The sequence below is a fragment of the Marinobacter sp. HL-58 genome (assembly GCF_001314605.1).
Lineage (GTDB): Bacteria > Pseudomonadota > Gammaproteobacteria > Pseudomonadales > Oleiphilaceae > Marinobacter.
This window is the reverse complement of record NZ_LIHP01000004.1, coordinates 190,012-210,444: the sequence shown is the minus strand read 5'-3', so window position 1 is coordinate 210,444 and position 20,433 is coordinate 190,012. Positions and strand designations below refer to the sequence as shown.

The 20,433-nt window shown below is 56.5% G+C and carries 22 protein-coding genes and 1 tRNA gene; 12 read left to right on the top strand and 11 right to left on the bottom strand.

The genetic code is table 11. The features are described from left to right. The first annotated feature begins 61 nt into the window (after window positions 1-61). Both HLUCCO03_RS04715 and hemH read left to right on the top strand, forming a co-directional pair. Window positions 62-493 carry a TIGR01244 family sulfur transferase gene (locus tag HLUCCO03_RS04715; protein WP_027832096.1) on the top strand — a complete coding sequence of 144 codons (432 nt, stop codon included), beginning with the start codon at window positions 62-64 and terminating at the stop codon, window positions 491-493. A 43-nt stretch (window positions 494-536) separates the two neighbouring features. Continuing rightward, window positions 537-1,646 carry a ferrochelatase gene (hemH, locus tag HLUCCO03_RS04710; protein WP_027832097.1) on the top strand — a complete coding sequence of 370 codons (1,110 nt, stop codon included), beginning with the start codon at window positions 537-539 and terminating at the stop codon, window positions 1,644-1,646. A gap of 19 nt (window positions 1,647-1,665) precedes the next feature. On the opposite strand, the gene HLUCCO03_RS04705 is transcribed toward hemH, so the two are convergent. Both HLUCCO03_RS04705 and HLUCCO03_RS04700 read right to left on the bottom strand, forming a co-directional pair. Next, window positions 1,666-1,872 (bottom strand): hypothetical protein, encoded by a 207-nt coding sequence (locus tag HLUCCO03_RS04705; protein WP_027832098.1) that lies wholly within the window; start codon window positions 1,870-1,872, stop codon window positions 1,666-1,668. A gap of 140 nt (window positions 1,873-2,012) precedes the next feature. After that, window positions 2,013-2,103: transfer RNA gene (locus HLUCCO03_RS04700), tRNA-Ser, on the bottom strand. A 220-nt stretch (window positions 2,104-2,323) separates the two neighbouring features. On the opposite strand from HLUCCO03_RS04700, the gene HLUCCO03_RS04695 reads away from it, so the two are divergent. The 5 genes from HLUCCO03_RS04695 to HLUCCO03_RS04675 all read left to right on the top strand — a co-directional run bounded on the left by HLUCCO03_RS04695 (window position 2,324) and on the right by HLUCCO03_RS04675 (window position 4,524). After that, window positions 2,324-3,019 (top strand): Bax inhibitor-1/YccA family protein, encoded by a 696-nt coding sequence (locus HLUCCO03_RS04695; protein WP_027832099.1) that lies wholly within the window; start codon window positions 2,324-2,326, stop codon window positions 3,017-3,019. Between the two features lie 102 nt (window positions 3,020-3,121). Beyond that, the gene (gene tusD, locus HLUCCO03_RS04690; RefSeq protein ID WP_036197492.1) at window positions 3,122-3,547 is read left to right on the top strand and encodes a sulfurtransferase complex subunit TusD; all 426 of its coding nucleotides are present in this window, start codon (window positions 3,122-3,124) and stop codon (window positions 3,545-3,547) included. Window position 3,548: 1 nt separating this feature from the next. Continuing rightward, the gene (locus HLUCCO03_RS04685; protein ID WP_027832101.1) at window positions 3,549-3,899 is read left to right on the top strand and encodes a DsrE family protein; all 351 of its coding nucleotides are present in this window, start codon (window positions 3,549-3,551) and stop codon (window positions 3,897-3,899) included. 23 nt (window positions 3,900-3,922) lie between these two features. Continuing rightward, window positions 3,923-4,204 carry a sulfurtransferase complex subunit TusB gene (gene tusB, locus HLUCCO03_RS04680; protein ID WP_027832102.1) on the top strand — a complete coding sequence of 94 codons (282 nt, stop codon included), beginning with the start codon at window positions 3,923-3,925 and terminating at the stop codon, window positions 4,202-4,204. Next, window positions 4,204-4,524, top strand: coding sequence for a TusE/DsrC/DsvC family sulfur relay protein (locus HLUCCO03_RS04675; protein WP_027832103.1), 321 nt, complete (start codon window positions 4,204-4,206; stop codon window positions 4,522-4,524). The genes tusB and HLUCCO03_RS04675 overlap by 1 nt, the downstream gene beginning before the upstream one ends. Here HLUCCO03_RS04675 and HLUCCO03_RS04670 read toward each other — a convergent pair. The 3 genes from HLUCCO03_RS04670 to nfuA all read right to left on the bottom strand — a co-directional run bounded on the left by HLUCCO03_RS04670 (window position 4,519) and on the right by nfuA (window position 6,930). Further along, window positions 4,519-4,848: a hypothetical protein gene (locus HLUCCO03_RS04670; protein ID WP_027832104.1), complete on the bottom strand. Its 330-nt coding sequence runs from the start codon at window positions 4,846-4,848 to the stop codon at window positions 4,519-4,521. The genes HLUCCO03_RS04675 and HLUCCO03_RS04670 overlap by 6 nt on opposite strands. Before the next feature lie 43 nt (window positions 4,849-4,891). Next, window positions 4,892-6,091 carry a DUF445 family protein gene (locus HLUCCO03_RS04665; protein ID WP_027832105.1) on the bottom strand — a complete coding sequence of 400 codons (1,200 nt, stop codon included), beginning with the start codon at window positions 6,089-6,091 and terminating at the stop codon, window positions 4,892-4,894. Window positions 6,092-6,342: 251 nt separating this feature from the next. Then, complete coding sequence (nfuA, locus tag HLUCCO03_RS04660) at window positions 6,343-6,930, bottom strand: Fe-S biogenesis protein NfuA (RefSeq protein WP_027832106.1); 588 nt, start codon at window positions 6,928-6,930, stop codon at window positions 6,343-6,345. 185 nt (window positions 6,931-7,115) lie between these two features. Between nfuA and metH the strand changes: the two genes are divergently transcribed. The 4 genes from metH to HLUCCO03_RS04640 all read left to right on the top strand — a co-directional run bounded on the left by metH (window position 7,116) and on the right by HLUCCO03_RS04640 (window position 13,570). Beyond that, window positions 7,116-10,823, top strand: coding sequence for a methionine synthase (gene metH / locus HLUCCO03_RS04655; protein WP_027832107.1), 3,708 nt, complete (start codon window positions 7,116-7,118; stop codon window positions 10,821-10,823). A 42-nt stretch (window positions 10,824-10,865) separates the two neighbouring features. Continuing rightward, window positions 10,866-11,096, top strand: a complete 231-nt coding sequence (locus tag HLUCCO03_RS04650) for a DUF2970 domain-containing protein (RefSeq protein WP_027832108.1) — start codon at window positions 10,866-10,868, stop codon at window positions 11,094-11,096. Between the two features lie 328 nt (window positions 11,097-11,424). After that, window positions 11,425-13,077: a nitrite/sulfite reductase gene (locus tag HLUCCO03_RS04645; RefSeq protein WP_027832109.1), complete on the top strand. Its 1,653-nt coding sequence runs from the start codon at window positions 11,425-11,427 to the stop codon at window positions 13,075-13,077. Beyond that, the gene (locus HLUCCO03_RS04640) at window positions 13,070-13,570 is read left to right on the top strand and encodes a DUF934 domain-containing protein (RefSeq protein ID WP_036197495.1); all 501 of its coding nucleotides are present in this window, start codon (window positions 13,070-13,072) and stop codon (window positions 13,568-13,570) included. Before HLUCCO03_RS04645 ends, HLUCCO03_RS04640 begins: the two co-directional genes overlap by 8 nt. 219 nt (window positions 13,571-13,789) lie before the next feature. On the opposite strand, the gene HLUCCO03_RS04635 is transcribed toward HLUCCO03_RS04640, so the two are convergent. Both HLUCCO03_RS04635 and sohB read right to left on the bottom strand, forming a co-directional pair. Continuing rightward, window positions 13,790-14,788, bottom strand: a complete 999-nt coding sequence (locus HLUCCO03_RS04635) for a YhdH/YhfP family quinone oxidoreductase (protein ID WP_027832111.1) — start codon at window positions 14,786-14,788, stop codon at window positions 13,790-13,792. Between the two features lie 24 nt (window positions 14,789-14,812). Beyond that, window positions 14,813-15,877 carry a protease SohB gene (sohB, locus tag HLUCCO03_RS04630; RefSeq protein WP_027832112.1) on the bottom strand — a complete coding sequence of 355 codons (1,065 nt, stop codon included), beginning with the start codon at window positions 15,875-15,877 and terminating at the stop codon, window positions 14,813-14,815. 198 nt (window positions 15,878-16,075) lie between these two features. On the opposite strand from sohB, the gene HLUCCO03_RS04625 reads away from it, so the two are divergent. Then, a complete protein-coding gene (locus tag HLUCCO03_RS04625) occupies window positions 16,076-16,390 on the top strand; it encodes an SCP2 sterol-binding domain-containing protein (RefSeq protein ID WP_027832113.1) in 315 nt (104 codons plus the stop codon). 77 nt (window positions 16,391-16,467) lie between these two features. On the opposite strand, the gene HLUCCO03_RS04620 is transcribed toward HLUCCO03_RS04625, so the two are convergent. From HLUCCO03_RS04620 to HLUCCO03_RS04605, 4 genes are all read right to left on the bottom strand, one after another. Next, complete coding sequence (locus HLUCCO03_RS04620) at window positions 16,468-18,174, bottom strand: hypothetical protein (RefSeq protein ID WP_027832114.1); 1,707 nt, start codon at window positions 18,172-18,174, stop codon at window positions 16,468-16,470. A gap of 249 nt (window positions 18,175-18,423) precedes the next feature. Next, complete coding sequence (dnaQ, locus tag HLUCCO03_RS04615) at window positions 18,424-19,134, bottom strand: DNA polymerase III subunit epsilon (protein WP_027832115.1); 711 nt, start codon at window positions 19,132-19,134, stop codon at window positions 18,424-18,426. A 15-nt stretch (window positions 19,135-19,149) separates the two neighbouring features. After that, a complete protein-coding gene (gene rnhA, locus HLUCCO03_RS04610; RefSeq protein ID WP_027832116.1) occupies window positions 19,150-19,593 on the bottom strand; it encodes a ribonuclease HI in 444 nt (147 codons plus the stop codon). Continuing rightward, window positions 19,593-20,414 (bottom strand): class I SAM-dependent methyltransferase, encoded by an 822-nt coding sequence (locus HLUCCO03_RS04605; RefSeq protein ID WP_027832117.1) that lies wholly within the window; start codon window positions 20,412-20,414, stop codon window positions 19,593-19,595. The genes rnhA and HLUCCO03_RS04605 overlap by 1 nt, the downstream gene beginning before the upstream one ends. Window positions 20,415-20,433: the final 19 nt, after the last annotated feature.

Genomic DNA, 20,433 nt, shown 5'->3' with positions numbered 1-20,433 from the left:
GACACCGTGGGCTGACTGTGGCATCATGCATTGGCTTTTCTGACAGGTTGAAGGATCTTGTATGGATATCAGGCGCATCGACGAAACCATTTCCGTAGCCCCGCAGTTATCGGTAGACGACATTGCCGAAGCGGCAAAACTGGGTTTCAGGACCCTTGTAGCCAACCGGCCGGACGGTGAAGAAGCCGGCCAGCCCGCAATGGCAGACATAGAAGCGGCGGCCCGCGAGCACGGGATGCAGTGGGTCTATATGCCGGTTGAGTCCGGTAATATCCTGGATAACGATGTGGATCAGTTTGACGCAATGATCCGGGAGGCTGAAAAACCCGTATTGGCCTTCTGTCGCTCGGGAACACGCTGTACAGTTCTCTGGGCTCTGAGTTCAGCTCGCTCTGAACCTGCGCAGGACATTGTCAATAAAGCCCGCGGCGCCGGCTACGACATCGGCGGCCTGGCACCGAGAATGGCCCAGCAGGCAAAGAAGCAGTCCTGAGCTATCCTCCCGCCGGACACCAACGCTACCAGGATCCAGCACCATGCAGTACAAGGGTACCGCCAACTTTCGCCATGACCATCCAGAGAAGACCGGAGTACTGGTTACCAACCTGGGAACTCCGGATGCACCAACCACTTCCGCCCTGCGCCGTTATCTGGCTGAGTTTCTCTGGGACCCCAGGGTGGTTGAGGTGCCCCGCCCCATCTGGTGGCTGATCCTGCACGGCATTATCCTTCGAATCCGCCCCAGCCGCTCTGCCAAAGCCTATGCCAGTGTCTGGCAACCGGCGGGATCTCCCCTGCTGACCCATACCGCAAATCAGGCTGAGGGCATTCGCAAGGAATTACAGGCGAAGTACGGAAACAACATCGTGGTCGGTTTTGCCATGCGCTACGGCAACCCGGGTATCTCCAAAGTGCTTGACGAGATGCAGGCCCAGGGCGTTCGCCAGTTGCTGGTACTGCCCCTGTACCCGCAGTATTCAGCATCAACGTCCGCATCCACCTTCGATGCCATTGCCCATGACTTCACCCGCAGGCGCTGGTTACCGGATCTTCGGTTTATTTCCCATTACCCGGACTATCCTCCTTATATCGAGGCCATGGCCAGCCACATCCAGGCGCACTGGAACGAGCACGGACGCAATGAGAAGCTGATTCTTTCCTATCATGGCGTACCGTTGAAGTACCTGAAGAAGGGCGACCCTTACCACTGTGAATGCCATAAAACGTCACGGCTGCTGGCGGAGCGGCTTGGCTTGCACAAAGGTGATTACATGACCACGTTCCAGTCCCGTTTTGGCCGGGAGGAATGGTTGCAGCCCTACACCGATGAAACCCTGAAGTCTCTGCCAGGCAAGGGCGTGAAATCCATTGATGTATTCTGCCCCGGTTTTTCGTCGGATTGCCTGGAAACCGTTGAGGAGATCGACGAGGAGAACCGGGAGTATTTCATGGAAGCGGGAGGCGAAGGCTTCAGCTACATCCCCGCGCTCAACGCCACGCCAGGCCATATCAATGCTCTGACCCAACTGATCGAGGAAAACCTGCAGGGCTGGAAAGTACCCACAAACCAGCCGGAGGAGCTGGCCACCAGACTTCGCCTGGCGGAAGAACAGAAACAGGCCCAGTACCCCGGCCGGGATTTATAGCCGGAATCCGGCGATGCCGTCAGGGAGTCCTGTTCTTGTCAGGGCTCCCTGAAAGTTCAGGCACCGACTCACAGAACGCACACTCCTCCATATCCACCGCAGCGCCGCCGGCTTCAACATACCGGACCTTATGACTTGCCCCGCCCCGATTGGCAGACACCGAGAATTTCCGGTTGTGCCGGACATCGTCGGTTCTGGTTTCCTGGTTTGTCTTTGAATCCTGCATCGCTGCCCCCTTTGTGGAATACACATACTATTGTGGGGGCGAACGGCGCTGAATCCAACTCAGGTTTTGAGCGGAGTAGACCGGCGAGCGTGAATCGAGCTTGAATAAGGGAATCGAATTCAAAAAGAAGGAAGAGAAAGTGGCGGTGGGCCAGGGATTCGAACCCCGGGAAGGCTACTAACCTTCGGCGGTTTTCAAGACCGCTGCATTCAGCCACTCTGCCAGCCCACCGTTTTCTCCACAGCCGTCATTGCGACAGCGGGGAGCATGATACCGGAATTCCTTTCTCTGTCAACGCCCTGGCCAGACAGACCCGCCCCGGCACAAACATTAACTCTATTTAATGGAATCCGCGAAACCCTTTTCTGTCGTAAATGATTGAAAGTTGTATATCTGGCATTATGATGAGTGTTAGATTCTATCCAGTTGTGACACACAGACGGAGATTATGATGGAAGACAGACGATTCGGCGTCCAGCAAGGCCAGGGTGCCTATTCTGCCACCGACAAAGCTCGGACGACGGGTGTCAGCGCGGACGCAATGAATGTCCTGCGCAACACCTATATGCTGCTGGGAATGACGCTCGCGTTTTCCGCGCTGACCGCATTCCTGAACATGAACGGTGCTCACCCCGGCTTCCTGATCACAATTGTGGGCTATATTGGCCTGCTCTTCGCGACCTATAAGCTGAAAAACAGCCCCTGGGGCATAGTGACCACCTTTGCCCTCACCGGCTTCATGGGCTTCACGCTGGGCCCGATCATCGGCCAGATGGTAGCCGCAGGCGCGTCCCAGGTCGTTGCCAATGCCCTGGCACTGACAGCCACCGCGTTTATTGGCCTGTCCGCCACGGCAATCATTACCAAGAAAGACTTCAGCTTCATGTCCAGCTTCCTGACAGCCGGTGCTTTTGTGCTGATCGGCGCGATGCTGCTGGCTTTCTTCATGCAAAGCTCCGTGTTGCACCTGGCGGTTTCAGCAGGCTTCACGATCTTCGCTTCCATCATGATCCTGTTTGAAACCAGCCGGATCATTAACGGCGGTGAGCGCAACTACATCATCGCAACCGTTGGCCTGTACGTGGCCATCTACAACCTGTTCGTCAGTCTTCTGCACCTGTTGATGGCGTTCAGCGGCGAAGATTGATCACCGTCGGTGACAGTCTACTGCCACACAAACCCCGGTTAACGCCGGGGTTTTTGTTTTAAGGTAAACTGGCGGTTCACACGGATCAGGCAAGCAGCCCCGATGAGCAACAAGATCTCTCATTCCACGCTTTCGTTCACCCTGGTGATCACAGGCGCCCCCTACTCCTCACAGGCGCCACAGACGGCCCTTTTCTTTGCCAGGGCCGCGGTAGCCGCGGGACACAGGATTGACCGGGTATTCCTCTATGGTGATGGCGTTCATCTTGCTTCCGCCCTGGCCAGCCCTCCGTCAGACGAACCCAACTGGTCCCGGCAATGGTGTGAATTCCTCAACCAGAACGCGGTGCCCGGCGTGGCCTGCATTGCCTCGGCTTTGAGGCGGGGGATTGTTGATGAGAGAGAACAAAAGCGCTATGAACTGGGTGCCAACAATATCGCAGCGCCGTTTTCCATAGCCGGCCTGGGTGAATGGGTGGAAGGAGTTGCGCGCTCAGACCGGGTTATCTATTTTCATGGTGGAAGCTGACATGAAAACCCTTGTGATCATGAACCAGGCACCCTATGGCGACTGGAGCGGCCGCGAAGCACTGGATATGGCATTCTCCCTGGCCGCGTTCGACCAGCCCGTCGCCCTTCTCTTTACCGGCGATGGCGTGAACTGGCTGCGCAGGGAGCAAGAGGCCGCCGCTATTTCCCAGAAGGCTGTTGACCGGAACCTGGCGGCTGCCACCATATTCGGCGTTACCGCATTGTATGCGGACCAGCAGTCCTGCCACCGCTTCGGGCTGGATCAGCATACAATGATTGCCGGCATAACACTGGCCGATACGAATGCCGGATTGCTGGGCGAATACGACCACGTCATCAGTCTCAGCTAGCATAAAGGAAGGAATGGCAAGCAATGGCATCCATCAGGACTCTGCATATTCTGAACAAACGCCCGGGACACCCAGCATTCAAAAGCTGCCTTTCGTCACTGGAGAACCAGGATGCACTCCTGCTGACCGAGAACGGTGTTCTGGCGCTGGTAGACAAAGGCCTGACACTGGAGGGCTGCGTCTATGCCCTGTCGCCCGACCTGAAGGCCAGGGCCATTCCCGGGGACGCCAGCGTTGCCCAGGCAATTGACTATGATGAAATGGTGGCCCTGACCGCCAGGGCACAAAGGGTGATCAGTTGGTGATGACAGCCATGCCGGAACGAAATAACGAAGGCTTTCTCGAAGATGCCTGGGCGTGGTCTCCCGAAGCCGCTATGGCGATTGCCGACGAAGACGGCATCACGTTGACTGACAATCACTGGGAAATCATCAACTTCCTGCGTTATTTTTACAAACAGCATGAAATGTCGCCGCCGTCGAACCGGCTGTTCGTAAAAGCGGTAAAAGAGGCTTTTGGTGAAACAAAGGGCAACAGCATCTATCTGATGCAGCTGTTCCCCGGAACGCCGGCAAAGACCGCCTGCCGTATTGCCGGCCTGCCCCGGCCGACAAACTGCCTATAGGTCCTTGCGGGGCTTTTTGCCCTGGCCCGGAACATCGCCGAGAAAACTGCTCAGGCCGTTCTCGACAAGCCCCGACCCGAACCGCAGGAACTGGCGCGTGGATTCCTTGACCGTGCTTTCAGGCAGTTCCCGCAGCGTCTCTTCGATCCCCTGCCGCACGCCTTTTTTAACGCCGGGCTCTATCGCACGGGCCGCCTCAATCATTTCCTCGACCCTGCGATCCAGATACGGCTTCACCACAGCGAACCAGAATATGGCAAGCGCTGACAATACCGCTGCCACTGTTACAAGCGCCTGAATAACGAGTGTCCATCCAAAATTCATACACTGCCCTTCTGGTCAGTCTGCGAAGCCGGGCCTGAGCCTGTCATGCAAATACATTCCCCAATACCAGAAACTGAAGCCCTCCGGCCAATGCCCCCAGCACGCCCCCCACCAGCATAAGCTGGAGCTCTTCTTCGCGGAAGGCCGGCCTCAGGATGTCCTGGAATTCAGCGGGGCCAAGGGATTTCATCTGGCTGGCGAGAACACCTGCCACCACCGGGGCCCTTTCGCGGTTGAAGGCCGGATCTCCGAATACGTCCGCGGTAGCCAGCACTGCCTTGTCGTTCATCGCTTTTTTCAGCTCGGTGTAACCTGTCATGCCGACAGTGACCTGAGCGGTAAGCTTCATCACCACCGAGTTATCCAGCAGTGGCCGCAGATGCTTCTGGATGATGGCCCGGGTACGGTCACCATGATCACCGTTGATCATCGCATCAGCAACTTTCTCGACGGTAATCAGTTCCTCTGCCACCAGCCTCGCCCAGACCTCGCTGATTTCCGGCTGGCGCCTGAGGAACAGCCCCTGGATCTTCCAGAAAAGAAAACGCCGTGGCCGAAGTGGGCGGAAGATCAGGTTGATAGCGATCCAGTTGGTGAGGAAGCCCACCGCAAAGCCACCCACCGGCAACAACCAGGGTTCCGGGTATCGGGCCCAGAGCGGCGCAAGAAAGGCACCAAGGATGCCGCCGATGATGGCCCCCCGGTTCATAACCGACCGCAGCTCCACTGAACCTCCCTGCTGAAATATACGGTTCATCAGATCCGGATGACTCTCCAGTTCACGACTGAGCAGCGCCTTCAGGTCTACCAGATCGTTCAGGTCATCGCCAAAATCCTCCACCAGCGACTCGATGCGTCCCGGCAGCTGTTCCCGGCCCCATTGGTATATGCGGTTGCGGAGAAACAGTGGCAGGTTGTCCCACAATACCGGCTGAATTTCATACATGACCTCATCGATGTATTCGTCCATGCGCGGGCCAACCTGGGAAATCACCTGCTCCACGATTCTGTGGGGCTCCAGCTTCTGATACACCGCGTTCAGGTCACCAAACTGCTGCAGCGTGCGGTCAATGCAGATATGGGCCATTTTCTCGGCCTTCCGGGGAATAACCCCCTGCCAGCCAATGAATCCCATTCCCACAAACTGAACGGGATAGAATGACATCTGGATGGCCAGCCAGTTGGTAAACCATCCAACCATGCCGGCCACCAGTGGCACAGACAGAAGTGCGACATCAACCAAGACAAACCCCAGTGTATGAGTGGCGGGAACAGTTCAGAGGACGCGCCAGTTAAGATCAGACGGGCATTATGCCCATCGTTTGAATCTGATTATGTGACTGATAATGAAGCAAATGAAAAAAATCAGCATTGGCCGTGCCGCCACCATGGGAACGATAGCGCGGCACGCCTGCAACTGACAAATATCAGCTCCAAAACAAAAGAAGCCGGCAATTGCCGGCTTCGTATCTGACTTTAATTACCGTCGCTACCTTATTGATAATAGGCGTTTTCTTTTACCGTATGGTCTGTCACATCCCGTACAGCGGAAATCTCGGGAACCCGCTCCTTCAGCGTGGACTCGACGCCCTGCTTCAGGGTCAGGCTAACAGCACTGCAGCCCTGGCAGCCGCCACCGAAGCGCAGCACGGCAACCGAGCCGTCAACCACTTCAACCAGCGATACGTCACCGCCATGGGCAGCCAGGTTGGGATTGATCTCGGACGCCAGCACGTACTGGATTCTGTCCGGCAGCGGTGCATCGTCGTCCACCTTTGGCACCTTGGCATTGGGAGCCTTGATGGTCAGCTGACCGCCCATCTGGTCCTTGGAGTAGTCAACGAAAGCCTCCTCCAGAAAAGGAACCGAGTTCTGATCCAGAAACAGGGTGAACTTGCCAAGATCAATCTGCTCGTCAGTCGGCACAACTTCGTTGGGCGGACAATACGCCAGGCAGGTCTCGGCATTCTTTGTTCCGGGCTGGGTCACGAAGATCCGGACGCCCATGCCTTCGACATCCTGTTTTTCGATAAGTTGTGCAAGGTAATCCCGCGCGGGATCTGTCACCGTAACCAATGCCATAATCGCAACCTGTCAGTAAGTTTAACCGTATTTTAAGTGAGTTCGCTCCAACATGAAAGACCAAGTAAAATAGTCAGACTTTAAGCGGTTAATTGATGAACATCATCAAGCCGTGGGACGACATCCGCCAATTTTGCTATGATCCCGCGCCATTGTGACTAATACGACACCCGGAATTAATTTCTATGACCGATCGCAACTCTCGTCTGGACCGCCTGGAACAGCTTGGTAACGCCCTGAAGCAACGTATCGTTATTCTTGATGGCGGTATGGGCACCATGATCCAGAACCTGAAACTGGACGAGGAAGCGTTCCGCGGCGAACGATTCGCCGATTATGACCGGGAAGTCCAGGGCAACAACGACTTGCTCAACCTGACCCAGCCTGCCCTGCTCCGCAATATTCATGCGGATTACCTGGACGCCGGTGCAGATATTATCGAAACCAACACGTTCAACTCAACGCAATTGTCCCAGGCAGACTACGGCCTTGAATCGATCGCAAAGGAGCTGAACGTGGCAGCGGCGAAACTGGCGCGCCAGGTGGCCGACGAGTTCACCGCCCGTAATCCGGACAAGCCACGCTTTGTGGCAGGCGCTGTCGGGCCTACCTCCCGTACGGCGTCGATATCACCCGATGTGAACAACCCGGGTTACCGCAACGTCGATTTCCAGACCCTGGTGGACAATTACTACGAGGCGGTCGAGGGCCTGGTTGAGGGCGGTTGTGACCTGATCCTGATCGAAACCATTTTCGACACCCTTAATGCCAAGGCGGCTATCTACGCGACCCAGCAGTATTTCATCGACAGCGGCATTGAACTGCCGATCATGATTTCCGGAACCATCACGGATGCCTCTGGCCGCACCCTGTCGGGCCAGACCACCGAGGCATTCTGGAACTCAATAGCCCACGCCAAGCCCATTTCGGTGGGTCTCAACTGCGCCCTCGGTGCTGATGCCCTCCGTCCTTATGTGGAAGAATTATCCAACAAGGCAGACACTTACGTCAGCGCCCACCCCAACGCCGGGCTGCCCAATGAATTCGGTGAATACGATCAGACGCCGGAGGAGATGGCGGAAATCATTGAGGGATTCGCCCGCGACGGCTTCCTGAATATCATCGGCGGTTGTTGCGGGTCTCGCCCGGACCATATCGAAGCCATCGCCAATGCGGTGTCCAAGTATCCGCCACGCAGGATTCCCAAACCGAAGAAAGCCCTGCGCCTGTCCGGCCTGGAGCCCTTCACCGGCGACGAGAACACCCTGTTTATCAACGTGGGCGAGCGGACCAACGTTACCGGCTCCAAGCGTTTCCTGCGCCTGATCAAGGAGGAGCAGTACGAGGAAGCTCTGAGCGTTGCCCGTGACCAGGTTGAAAACGGTGCCCAGATCATCGATATCAACATGGATGAAGGCATGCTGGATTCAAAGGAAGTCATGGTGACTTTCCTGAACCTGGTGGCCTCCGAGCCGGACATCTCCCGGGTTCCCCTGATGATCGACTCCTCCAAGTGGGATGTGATCGAAGCCGGGCTACGCTGCATCCAGGGCAAGGCGGTAGTGAACTCCATCAGCCTGAAAGAAGGCGAAGAGGAGTTTCTCAAACGCGCCAGGGACTGCATGCGCTATGGCGCTGCCGTGGTGGTGATGGCCTTTGACGAAGATGGGCAGGCGGACACCTTTGAGCGCAAGACTGAAATCTGCAAGCGCTCCTATGACCTGCTCGTAGACATCGGTTTCAACGCCGCGGATATTATTTTCGACCCCAACATTTTCGCCATTGCCACAGGCATAGAAGAGCACAACAACTACGCGGTGGACTTCATCAATGCCACCCGCTGGATCCGGGACAACCTGCCCCACGCGTCTATTTCCGGGGGTGTGAGCAACGTGTCCTTCTCCTTCCGTGGCAATGACGCGGTGCGGGAGGCTATCCACTCGGTATTCCTCTACCACGCCATCAAGGCCGGCATGAACATGGGTATCGTCAATCCGGGGCAGCTGGTGATTTATGACGAGATCGAGCCCGAGCTGAAGGAGCTGGTCGAGGATGTCGTACTGAACCGCCGGGCCGACGCTACTGACCGCCTGCTGGAGATCGCCGAGCGCTACCGCAGCAAGGGTGGAAAAACCCAGGAGGAAGACCTCGCCTGGCGCGAGTGGCCGGTCGAGAAGCGAGTGGAACATGCCCTGGTCAAAGGCATCACCAGTTACATCATCGACGACACAGAGGCCTGCCGCCTGCGCGCCGAGCACCCTATCGAGGTTATCGAGGGCCCGCTGATGGACGGGATGAACGTGGTCGGCGACCTGTTCGGGGACGGCAAGATGTTCCTGCCCCAGGTGGTCAAGAGTGCCCGGGTCATGAAACAGGCGGTTGCCCACCTGATTCCCTACATCGAGGCAGAGAAAACCGAGGAACAGAAGGCCAAGGGCAAGATTCTGATGGCCACGGTAAAAGGCGATGTCCACGACATCGGCAAGAATATCGTGGGCGTGGTGCTGCAGTGCAACAACTACGAGGTGCTGGACCTCGGCGTTATGGTGCCCTGCGACAAGATCCTGGAAACCGCCCGCAGGGAGAATGTGGACATCATCGGCCTGAGCGGGCTGATCACCCCTTCCCTGGATGAAATGGTGCATGTGGCAAAAGAGATGCAGCGGCTGGACTTCCATATCCCGCTGATGATTGGCGGCGCCACCACATCCAAGGCCCATACGGCTGTGAAGATCGAGCAGCAGTACAAGAACGACATTGCCCTTTATGTATCGGACGCCTCCCGTTGCGTTAACGTGGCATCCCAGTTGCTCAGCAAAACCGCGAAACCGGCCCTGGTGGAGGCAGCAAGAACCGAGTACCACGACATTCGCGAGCGCCGCAAGAACCGGGGTGAACGCACCAAGCTGATCTCCCTTAAAGAGGCACGTGACCGTGCACCGGACTTCGGCTTCGACCATTACGAGCCGCCCAGGCCGTCCTTTATTGGTGTCAGATCGTTCGAAACCTACGATCTGGAAAAGCTGCTCGACTACGTTGACTGGACCCCGTTCTTTATTTCCTGGGATATGTCTGGCAAATATCCGGCCATATTCGACGACCCCAAACGGGGCGAAGCAGCCAGGACGCTCTTCGATGACGCCCAGAAGATTCTGCGGCAAATGATTGACGAAAAAAGGATCTCGGCGAAAGCCGTTATTGGCTTCTGGCCCGCCAATCGCCGCGGTGATGACATTGTGCTCTACACCGACGAGCGCCGCGAAACCGAGCTGACCACCCTGCACCATCTGCGTCAGCAGGATGACAAGGCACCCGGAAAGCCGATGATGGCACTGTCAGACTTCGTGGCACCGGAAGGCGATGGCCCCTGTGATTACGTGGGTGGCTTTGCAGTCACCACCGGCATTGGCGCGGAAGAGTTTTCACTTGAGTTCAAGGAACGAAATGACGACTACAACGCCATTATGGTCAAGGCCCTCGCTGATCGCCTCGCCGAAGCGTTCGCGGAACATCTTCATGAGCGGGTCAGGAAGAAATTCTGGGGCTACGCAAAGGATGAAGCACTGAAAAACGAGGACCTGATTCGCGAACGGTATCAGGGCATTCGCCCGGCGCCGGGTTATCCGGCCTGCCCCGATCATACCGAGAAGGCCACGTTGTTTGAATTGCTGGATGCGCCGAATAATGCAGGCCTGGAACTGACGGAACACTTCGCGATGTTTCCGACGGCAGCCGTTTCCGGATGGTATTTTTCCCATCCCGAGTCGAAATATTTTGCCGTGGGCAAAATTGGCGCTGACCAGGTTGAGGACTATGCTGAGCGCAAGGGGATATCCAAAGCCGAGGCTGAGCGGTGGCTCGCGCCCAGTCTCGCCTACGACCCGGCGGAATAACATTCGCCGGGAGATTCACATCTGATTGGCCGGAACGAAAGCATGAAAGAGAAGCAGGACAGCGACAAAACACCCGCAAGAAAGGGACCGGGTGTCCTGAAAGTGATGCAGAGCATTCTTGCCGGCGCACTGGGAGTGCAGTCCGACAAGCGCCGGGAGGAAGACTTCTCGAGCCACAGCCCCTGGCCCTACATCATCGCCGGCATTCTGTTTACCGTGGGTTTTGTCGTTGCCCTGATCGTCGTGGTCAAACTGGTGCTGGCCGGGCAGTAAATCCTACTGACCGGACACCCAGATCACGGCGAAGGCTACCGCAAGCATCACCAGTAATACTGCTGCTACCGCGTCTGCCTGGCTATCGGATTTCATTGTCTTCTTCATACGCTTTCCCCATGGTTTTGTTATCTGTTTTTTCGAGCACGCTCGTTTAAATCTAGGCGGAAAATTGACATTCGTCCAGCAATATATCGGTTTCTATATCACTCAAATCGATAAACATATTTTGAAATAATCATTTTAAGAATAATGGCACGGTGATATTCTCCTCCGCAAGAACAGGCACCAAAGCTGTATTTCCAGCGTTTCAGCAGGACGTTCCACTATGTATGTTTATGACGAACACGATCGGCAAATAGCAGCCGAGCGCGTTGCACAATTCCGTGATCAGACCGAAAGGGCTCTGGCAGGTGAGCTGCGTGAAGACGAGTTTCTTCCGCTGCGACTGCAGAACGGGTTATACGTGCAGCGCCTGGCACCAATGCTGCGTATTGCCGTTCCCTACGGAATGCTCCGTTCTGCCCAGCTGCGCCGGTTAGCCCGCATAACACGGGACTATGACAAAGGTTATGCACACTTTACAACCCGCCAGAACGTCCAGCTCAACTGGCCGGCTATTGAAGATGTACCGGACATTCTGGCAGAGCTGGCAGAAGTGGAGATGCACGCCAACCAGACGAGCGGTAACTGCATTCGCAATACCACGACGGATCAGTTCTCCGGTGTTCAGGCGGACGAGATAACCGATCCCCGCCCCTACTGCGAGATTATCCGGCAGTGGTCAACCTTCCACCCCGAGTTTGCGTTTCTGCCCCGCAAATTCAAGGTGGCAGTGAATGCTTCCGAGCATACGGACCGTGCTGCTATCCAGGTCCACGATATCGGCCTGCAGATGGTACGCAACGAACAGGGCGAGCTGGGTTTCCGCGTTCATGTGGGTGGTGGCCTGGGCCGAACGCCCATGGTGGGCCCGGTGATTCGTGAATTCCTGCCTGAGCATGACCTGCTGACTTACCTGGAAGCCGTGCTGCGGGTCTACAACCGCTATGGCCGGCGGGACAACAAATTCAAGGCCCGGATCAAGATACTGGTCAAGGCGCTGACACCGGAGGGCTTTGCAGCCAAGGTGGAGGATGAGTGGTCCCATATCAAGGACTCACCAACCCGCCTGACTGACGAGGCCATTAACCGCTTTAAGGGTTACTTTACCGAGCCCGACTACCAGCAGGTTCCGGATGTTACGGAAACCCTGGCCACACAGCGTTTCGAAAACCGTGAGTTTGACCAGTGGATTGCCCACAACGTGGATGCCCACAAAAAACCGGGTTACGCCATTGTCACACTGACCATGAAGAAAACCGGCACACCCCCGGGCGATGTCAGCGACCGTCAGCTCGAGCAGATTGCCGATCTGGCGGACCAGTACAGTTTTGGCGAAGTCCGGGTAACACATCAGCAGAACGTGGTTCTTGCCGATGTCCGGAAAGATCAGCTGTTTGAGCTTTGGCAGAGCATTACGCCCATGGGCTTTGCAACGGCCAATCTGAATACCCTTACAGACGTGATCTGCTGTCCGGGTGGCGACTACTGCGCCCTGGCCAATGCCAAGTCCATACCGGTCGCGGAAGCGATTCAGCGCCAGTTTGATGACATGGACTACCTGTACGACATTGGCAATATTGACCTGAATATTTCCGGCTGCATGAACGCCTGTGGTCACCACCATGTTGGCAACATCGGTGTGCTGGGCGTCGACAAGAAAGGCGAGGAGTTCTACCAGATCAGTCTCGGCGGTTCGTCCCACCACGATGCTGCCATCGGCAAGATCCTGGGCCCTTCCTTCGCCCGGGATGACATGCCTGAAGTGATTCAGAAGATTATTAATGTATACGTCGATCACCGCACCGAGGAAGAGCCTTTCCTGGACACCTATCGCCGTATCGGCATTGAGCCATTCAAGGAGCGGGTTTATGCCTGATGTGATCACCAGCGACGGTTCTGTCCGTCAGGACGACTGGGTTATCGTCCCCACGCCTGCTGAAGGCGAATCTCTGGTTGTGCCCCCGGAGCCGGCACTTATCCCGGCCGGGCTTTGGCTTGCGGGCAAGGAGCATTACGAGGGCCGCGATGATATCGGGGTCTGGCTGGACAGCCATGAGGAGCCGGAGATGCTGGCCGGTGTGGTCAATGAGTTACCGGTTATTGCGGTGAACTTTCCGAAGTTCAGTGATGGACGCGGTTACAGTATTGCCCGGCTCTTGCGGGAACGGTTGAATTACCGGAATGAGCTGCGTGCCGTGGGGGATGTGTTGCTGGATCAGCTTCAGTTCATGAAGCGCTGTGGCTTTGACACCTATGTGCTTCGGGCTGACAAGGACATCAACAAGGCGGCCCGCTGCCTGAATTTCTTCACCCAGGGCTACCAGGCCGCGACGGATACAGATATACCGCTTTTCCGCCGCCGGGCCTGATAATTTCTACTCCCCTGACGAACGAAGAGGGAGCCGGTAACCAAAACACGCCTCAAGACATCCTGTTCGGCTTGGGCTCCGCCATCCCTGGCTCCGCACAGTTTTGGTTACCGGCCCCCTCTTCGTTCTTGCAAATTTCGGCGTCTGACCCCGCTCGATGCAGCATCCGTAGGTCGGATTAGGCGAAGCCGTAATCCGACAAACAAGCAGCTCCCTCCCTCACAGGGAGTGATCGAGAACAATCTTCCCTGAAGACTCCCCCTTCAGAAACGCCTTCAACGCCTCATCCAGTTCACCACGGCCAATATCCCGTGCCGAGGCCTCGGTTTTCCTGCATGCCCAGTCGCCAGAGAACTTGTCCCATACCGCCTGTTTTTCCGCCAGTGGAATTTCAACCGAATCGACACCCAGCAGGTTGTTACCCCGCAGGATGAACGGCAGCACGGTGGTTTCCAGTTGTGGCCCGGCTACCAGGCCGCAGCAGGACACGGAGCCGCCAGGCTGGATCTGTTTCAGCAGTTCCGCCAACGGGCCGCCGCCTACGGTGTCCACTGCATTGGCAAAGACCGGCTTCAGCAGGGGTTTCTTTTCAGTGGCCAGGGCTTCGCGGCCCAGCACTTCGGTAGCGCCAAGGTCTTTGAGAGCATTGGCGTGGTCCTGTTTGCCGCTGATGGCCACCACTTCGAAGCCGAGGTTGGCAAGCAGCTCAACTGCCACACTACCTACCGCGCCGCTGGCGCCACTGACCGCGACTTTGCCCTGCTCGGGAGCTGCCCCCATGGTGAGAAGTTTCTTTACGCACAGGCCGGCGGTGAGCCCGGCGGTGCCATAAATCATGGCGGTTCGCGCGTCCCAGCCTTCTGGCATGGCAACGCACCAGCTGGCCGGTACGCGGATGTATTCGCCGAAGCCTCCGTCGGTGTTCATGCCGAGGTCATATCCGGTAACCAGCACCTTGTCGCCCGCTGACAACGGGCCGGCCGAGGCTTCAACCACCTCACCGGCGGCGTCTATGCCCGGAGTATGGGGAAAGTTGCGGGTTACACCTTTATTGCCGGACGCAGACAGTGCGTCCTTGTAATTAAGGGAGGAATGGGTAACACGGATCAGAACCTCGTTTTCAGGCAGGTCAGATACCTTGAGAACCTGTTCAGCCCCCTTGTATTCGCCATCCTGCTCCTGAACGCGCCATGCCTTGAACTCGATATCGTTGCTCATGATTCTGTTCCCGTAGTCGTTGGCTTACTGGATTTTCTGGTTACGGAAGGCCCCCAGCACCCGCCAGACGGTGTGCTCAAGTGCCGCGCTGGTGGCAAGACCGAGTTTTTCCGGTAACGTGCGTTTGCGCTGGTAACTTACCGAGATTACGTCCGCGCGGTCACAGGCTTCAATGAGAAATTCGTCGGAGGTTTTGATCTCGTCGATCAGGTTGACCTCAAGGGCCCTGCGGCCAAACCAGATATCACCATTGGCGACGGCTGTGATATCCAGCCCCGGGCGGCGTTCGCCGACATATTCCTTGAACAGCACGTGAGTATCCTCAAGGTCTTCCAGGAACTTTGCCCTGCCCTTGTCAGTGTTTTCACCGAAGATGGTCATGGTGCGTTTGTGCTCGCCTGCGGTCAGCACCTCGAAATCCACATCGTTCTTTTTGAGAAAACGATGGAAATTGGGCAACTGTGCAACCACTCCAATAGAGCCGAGGATCGCGAACGGAGATGCCACAATGCGATCGGCCACGCAGGCCATCATGTAACCGCCACTGGCGGCGACCTTGTCGACACAGGCAGTAAGCCTGATGCCCTTGGCCCGGATACGGTCCAGCTGGGCTGCGGCCAGGCCGTAGGAATGAACCAGCCCACCGCCGCTTTCCAGCCGGATAACCACTTCATCCTTCTCCGGTTCCGCAACGCTCAGTACAGCGGTTATGGAGCGACGCAGGGAGTCGGTATCACTGGCCTTGATATCGCCATCAAAATCCAGCACGTACACCCGTGGCTTTACGTCCTCCTCGGTGTCACCGGCTTTACGTTTGGCCTTGGCCGCTTTTTCCCTGGCTTTTTCTTCTTTCTTGCGGGCCTTTTCGAAGGCCTTGCGCTCTGAGTCACTACGCAGCCTAGCCTGCAGAGATTCCCTCAGCTTGCGGTACTTCTCATTGAGTTTTCGAACCCGCAGTTCGCCGTCTCCGCCGTGGTCGTCCTTGTCTTTCTGGGCGACGGACATGATCACGGAAATAATGACCAGCACCGCCACCACGAGGGTGACCGTTTTCGCAATGAACAAACCGAACTCTGTCAGAAATTCCAAGTTGCTTCTCCAGGATTATTCTTGAGCGCTCGATTGTAACCGAGGTGCCCGGAGGTACAACCCATCCGGGCGATAAAGAAAATTAAAACAAGCGTTCGATCGAGCTTGACACCGCTTTGGAGTCACCCTAAAGTCGAATGGCTACGTCGGCTCACCCGCCGTCAATACGCCACGACAAACATCAATAAGGGTAAAATAATGTCTGTAGATCAGGTATTTGAAAAACTCGAACAGAATTTCAACGCAGACGCAGCCGAAGGCCTGGACCTGGTATTCCAGTTTGATATTGAAGACGACAAAACCTATCACCTGGTTATCAAGGATGGCACCTGCAAAGCCGTCGAAGGTGCCCACGATGACCCGTCCGTCACACTGATCATGAACTCTGAAACCCTTCAGGGCATCGTGTCAGGCGAAACTGACGGCATGCAGGCATTCATGGCCGGCCAGCTTCGCGCCGAAGGCGACATGATGCTGGCTACCAAACTGGGTGAGCTGTTCAAGATGGGCTGATTGCCCCCTGGAACATTCCCCATAAAAAAACCCTGCCGCGTGCAGGGTTTTTCGTATTCAGCTATCCGGTGATGTTTTTACAAACCCACATCATCCAGTGACGATTCAGCCAGCCGCAGAAGATCCCCGTTACGCTCCTCACGCTTGCCGATACTCTCGATATAGTACTCCAGCGACGTCAGAGCGTCCGCCAGTGCTTCCAGAACCTGAGGCTGCGGTGCTTCCCTCGCATCCAGCAGGCGCTCCTGGATAGATGCCGCCACCCGCTCCAGTACAGACGCCGCACCCGGATCATCCACCATGTGCAGGCCACCCCAGATACTGTGCAGGGTTGCCGGCAGGTTGGCCAGGTGAAGTTTGTCGTAGTCGGATTCGATAAATGCGGTAATGGCCCGTTTGGCCAGTGTAAGCGCACTTTTGGCCTCATCGGCCACCACGAAGGTGGCCTCCTTGAGGTAAAGGGACTCCTCACGGTTTCTTTGTCCGCCAGCCAGGGCGTCGGTTTCGGAGGTGATGCCCCGGGTAACAATCTGCATCACGGCATCTTCAATTCCGAGAACGGAATCGGCCAGCTTGTAGAGCTCATCGTCTGCCGGCAGCCGCTTCTCTTCCTCCCAGGTCCGCAGCTTGGCAGCCTCTGCGCGGGCCATGGCGCCGAGCTGATTCAGGTCGAGCATGACCAGGGTGTTCGCCATACGCTCCAGGGCCTCGGCAATGGACGACAGTTCAGCCAGGTCCGGTTCGATACCGCGCTCGACGATATCCAGCTTGTCCTTCAGCTGGTTGAGCTCATCCTGGAGGGCGGTGGAGAGGGACTTGAGCACATCGGAGCCCGGGCCGTACAGGCGTCGGGCATGGGCATCCAGCATGGAGTCCGGAAATTCAGCCGGCGCAAGACGGAATGCAGACAGTACCGAGGTAACTTCCTGGTTCGCGGACCCGCTGCGGTAAAGCAGGTAAACAAGATCCCTTATCAGGGAGTCCGGCGCATCCTTGGCTGTCGCCACCTTGCCGACATAGACTACTTCCCGGGAATACTTTTCAATCCGCATGAACATGCGCTTGCGGGCTTTGCTGAACCCCATTGCCCGGTCGAGCATGGTGTCGGCGACAATCGCCACCAGGCACCACATCTGCCCCATCGGCTGCCCCTGACACAAACGGGCGAATCCGCGGGCGGCCCGTCCGAACAGTTTTTTGCTGACCACTTCGTTCCTGTCCCGGAGAACTCCCAGCAAGGCCACCTGGAATGTCAGGCGCATCCGGCGCGCCAGGATTTCATACTCGGCCTCGTTGCCTTCGAACGGTGACACCGAAATACCGGCACAGAAGTCCGGACGTTCCTTGACATCCACATCAAAGAAACAGGATTCAGGATAAGGTTTTTCTTTACGGGCTTCGCGCAGATCATTGATCACCGGCAACAGCAGTTCCGGGTGATCGGCTCGCTGCTGGTGGTAGTATTCAACGTAACGGCGCAGAATAAACAGAGCGCTGTTCAGAGTGGTCAGGAGGATGTTCTTGTCATCGTTGGCGCCGACAGGTACATCGTTCGCCATGCTGACGGCTTCCTGGCACAGCAGGGTGCCGGCTCGCAGCTCAACAAGAATGAAAATGCCACGGAGCTGGTTCAGAAAATCCACACAGTTCTGCAGGTCCTCACCGCTCTCCCGGTTTTCCTGAAAGCGTTCCAGGCTGGACTCTGCCTGCTTGATGGTCTGCTCGATCTCACTCTTGACCAGATCAAATGACTGTGATTTCGTCGCCAGAGACGATTGAACCATAAACGCTTCCTGTAAATTATGCGGAAACTACCGCGTCCTGTTCTTGGAATGTGACCCTGTCGGTTTTATTCGAGATCTTTTTATGAGCCGGATTTACCCTTCCCAGCTAAAATAAAAGTTCGCGAAAACTCGCGAACTTATCATTACTTATAACACAAAACTCAAGTACCTCAAGAAAGCAGGAATGTAACAAAAAGTACAGCCCGGCACAGTTCTCATTGTCAGCTGTTCATCCCGTCCGTCAGGCCCTCATTCCCCGGTTTTCAGCCTGTCCCACACGGTGTCACCCGCCTGTTTGGCAAGCAGGGCCATGAACTTTTCGTGCGCAGACGCTTCTTCATTACTGGCCCGGACAACCGTCAGGGGCTTGCGGTCTGCAGGCAGCCGGCGAATACCACCCTCGCCGCCGGCTTCGTCGCTGCCGGCGTCCAGTGACAGCGCTGTCTGACCACCGGTGAGCAACAGGTATACTTCCGCAAGGATCTCGGCATCCAGCAAGGCACCGTGAAGATCACGGCTACTGTTGTCCACTCCGTAGCGTTTACAGAGGGCATCCAGATTGTTTTTCTGGCCCGGGTGTTTCTTGCGGGCAATGGCCAGCGAATCCACCACGCCGCAGTAATCAGCGGTTTTTCGGACCGGTTTCAGACGGGCAAATTCCGAGTCCATAAAGCCGATATCAAACGCCGCATTATGAATGACCAGCTCGGCTCCCTTGATAAAGTCGAAAAACTCATCGGCGATTTCCGAGAATTTCGGTTTGTCGGCGAGAAATTCATTGGTTATCCCGTGGACGGTGATTGCTTCGGCCTCCACCTCGCGCTCGGGATTGATATACACATGGTAGTGACGCCCTGTGGTCTGGCGCTCCATCAGTTCCACACAACCTATTTCGATTATCCGATGCCCTTCCGCCGGATCAATACCGGTTGTTTCCGTATCCAGTACAATCTGTCTCATTATCCGCCCCGTTGGTTAAGCATTCGCCAGTTCTTCCACACCACGGTTGGCAAGTTCGTCTGCCAACTCATTCCCCGGATTGCCGGAGTGGCCTTTTACCCAGTGCCAGTTTACCTTGTGCCTGGACACTTCATTGTCCAGCTCCCGCCAGAGATCTTCATTCTTGACCGGTTTTTTCGCCGACGTTTTCCATCCGTTCCGTTTCCATCCCTGCATCCATTCGGTAATGCCCTTGCGCACATACTGGGAGTCGGTATAAAGCTCCACCTCACAGGGTCGTTTCAGTGCTTCCAGGCCGCGGATGGCCGCCATCAGCTCCATTCTGTTGTTGGTGGTATTGGCTTCACCGCCATGCAGCTTCTTGCTGGCGTTGCCATAGCTCAGCACGACTCCCCAACCGCCCGGCCCGGGATTCCCCTTGCAGGCCCCATCGGTATAGAGAACAACCTTACCCGCCATCAGCTTTCCTCGATTTGATTATGATTCAGCACGGCAACGTTGCCGCTCCGGCCTTTCCCGGGATAGGTACGGGACGCTCCAACGGTGCCCCTGCCCGGCAAGGCAATCACCTTCTTGCTCTGCCAGGCCGGTTTGCGGGGGATCCTGGAGTAAACCCGTTTTTTGGCAAGGATACAGTAATAGGCGCCAACGGGCAGAAACCGGTTACCGCACATTCGCTCAACGAGGCCCTTGCCCTCTTTCACCGCCGCCCCCTGAAGTGGCACCTGGAAAAACGAGGAATGTGCGGATTCCACTGAAAAATCCAGCAACCGCAGCCAGTCCTCCATTCTGCGCTTCATCATGAAACGGCCTCCCCATGGGCCGGCCCGCTTGCGGGATACCAGTTTGCGGAGCCCCCACAGGCTGAAGGGATTGAATCCGATAAGAACAATCATGCCCTCGCCGCGAAGCACCCGGGAAGCCTCACGCAACGCCTGATGAGGATGGGGAGAAAAGTCAGCGGTGTGGTGAAAGATCACAAGATCCATGGAGTCCCCCGGGAAGGGTAATTCATCGGCGTCGCAGACAGCCACACCATCCGGGATGACGGAATTCCATAAGGGCGTGGTGAGAATCCGTTGGGCGAAATCCGTTGTACTGGCCAGTGGCAGGCGGTGGCTCAGGCCGACCTGTAACTGCCTGGCACCGGTAAGGCTTGCAACACAATGTTCAACACAGGCTCTCTGATCAGCCAGCAGGGCGCGCCCGAGGGGGGTCTGAAACCAGTTTTCAAAGCTTTCGTGTCGGGCAGAGTAATCAATCTCGCCAGCTGAAGTCATTGCTTCGTTCCCCTGTTCC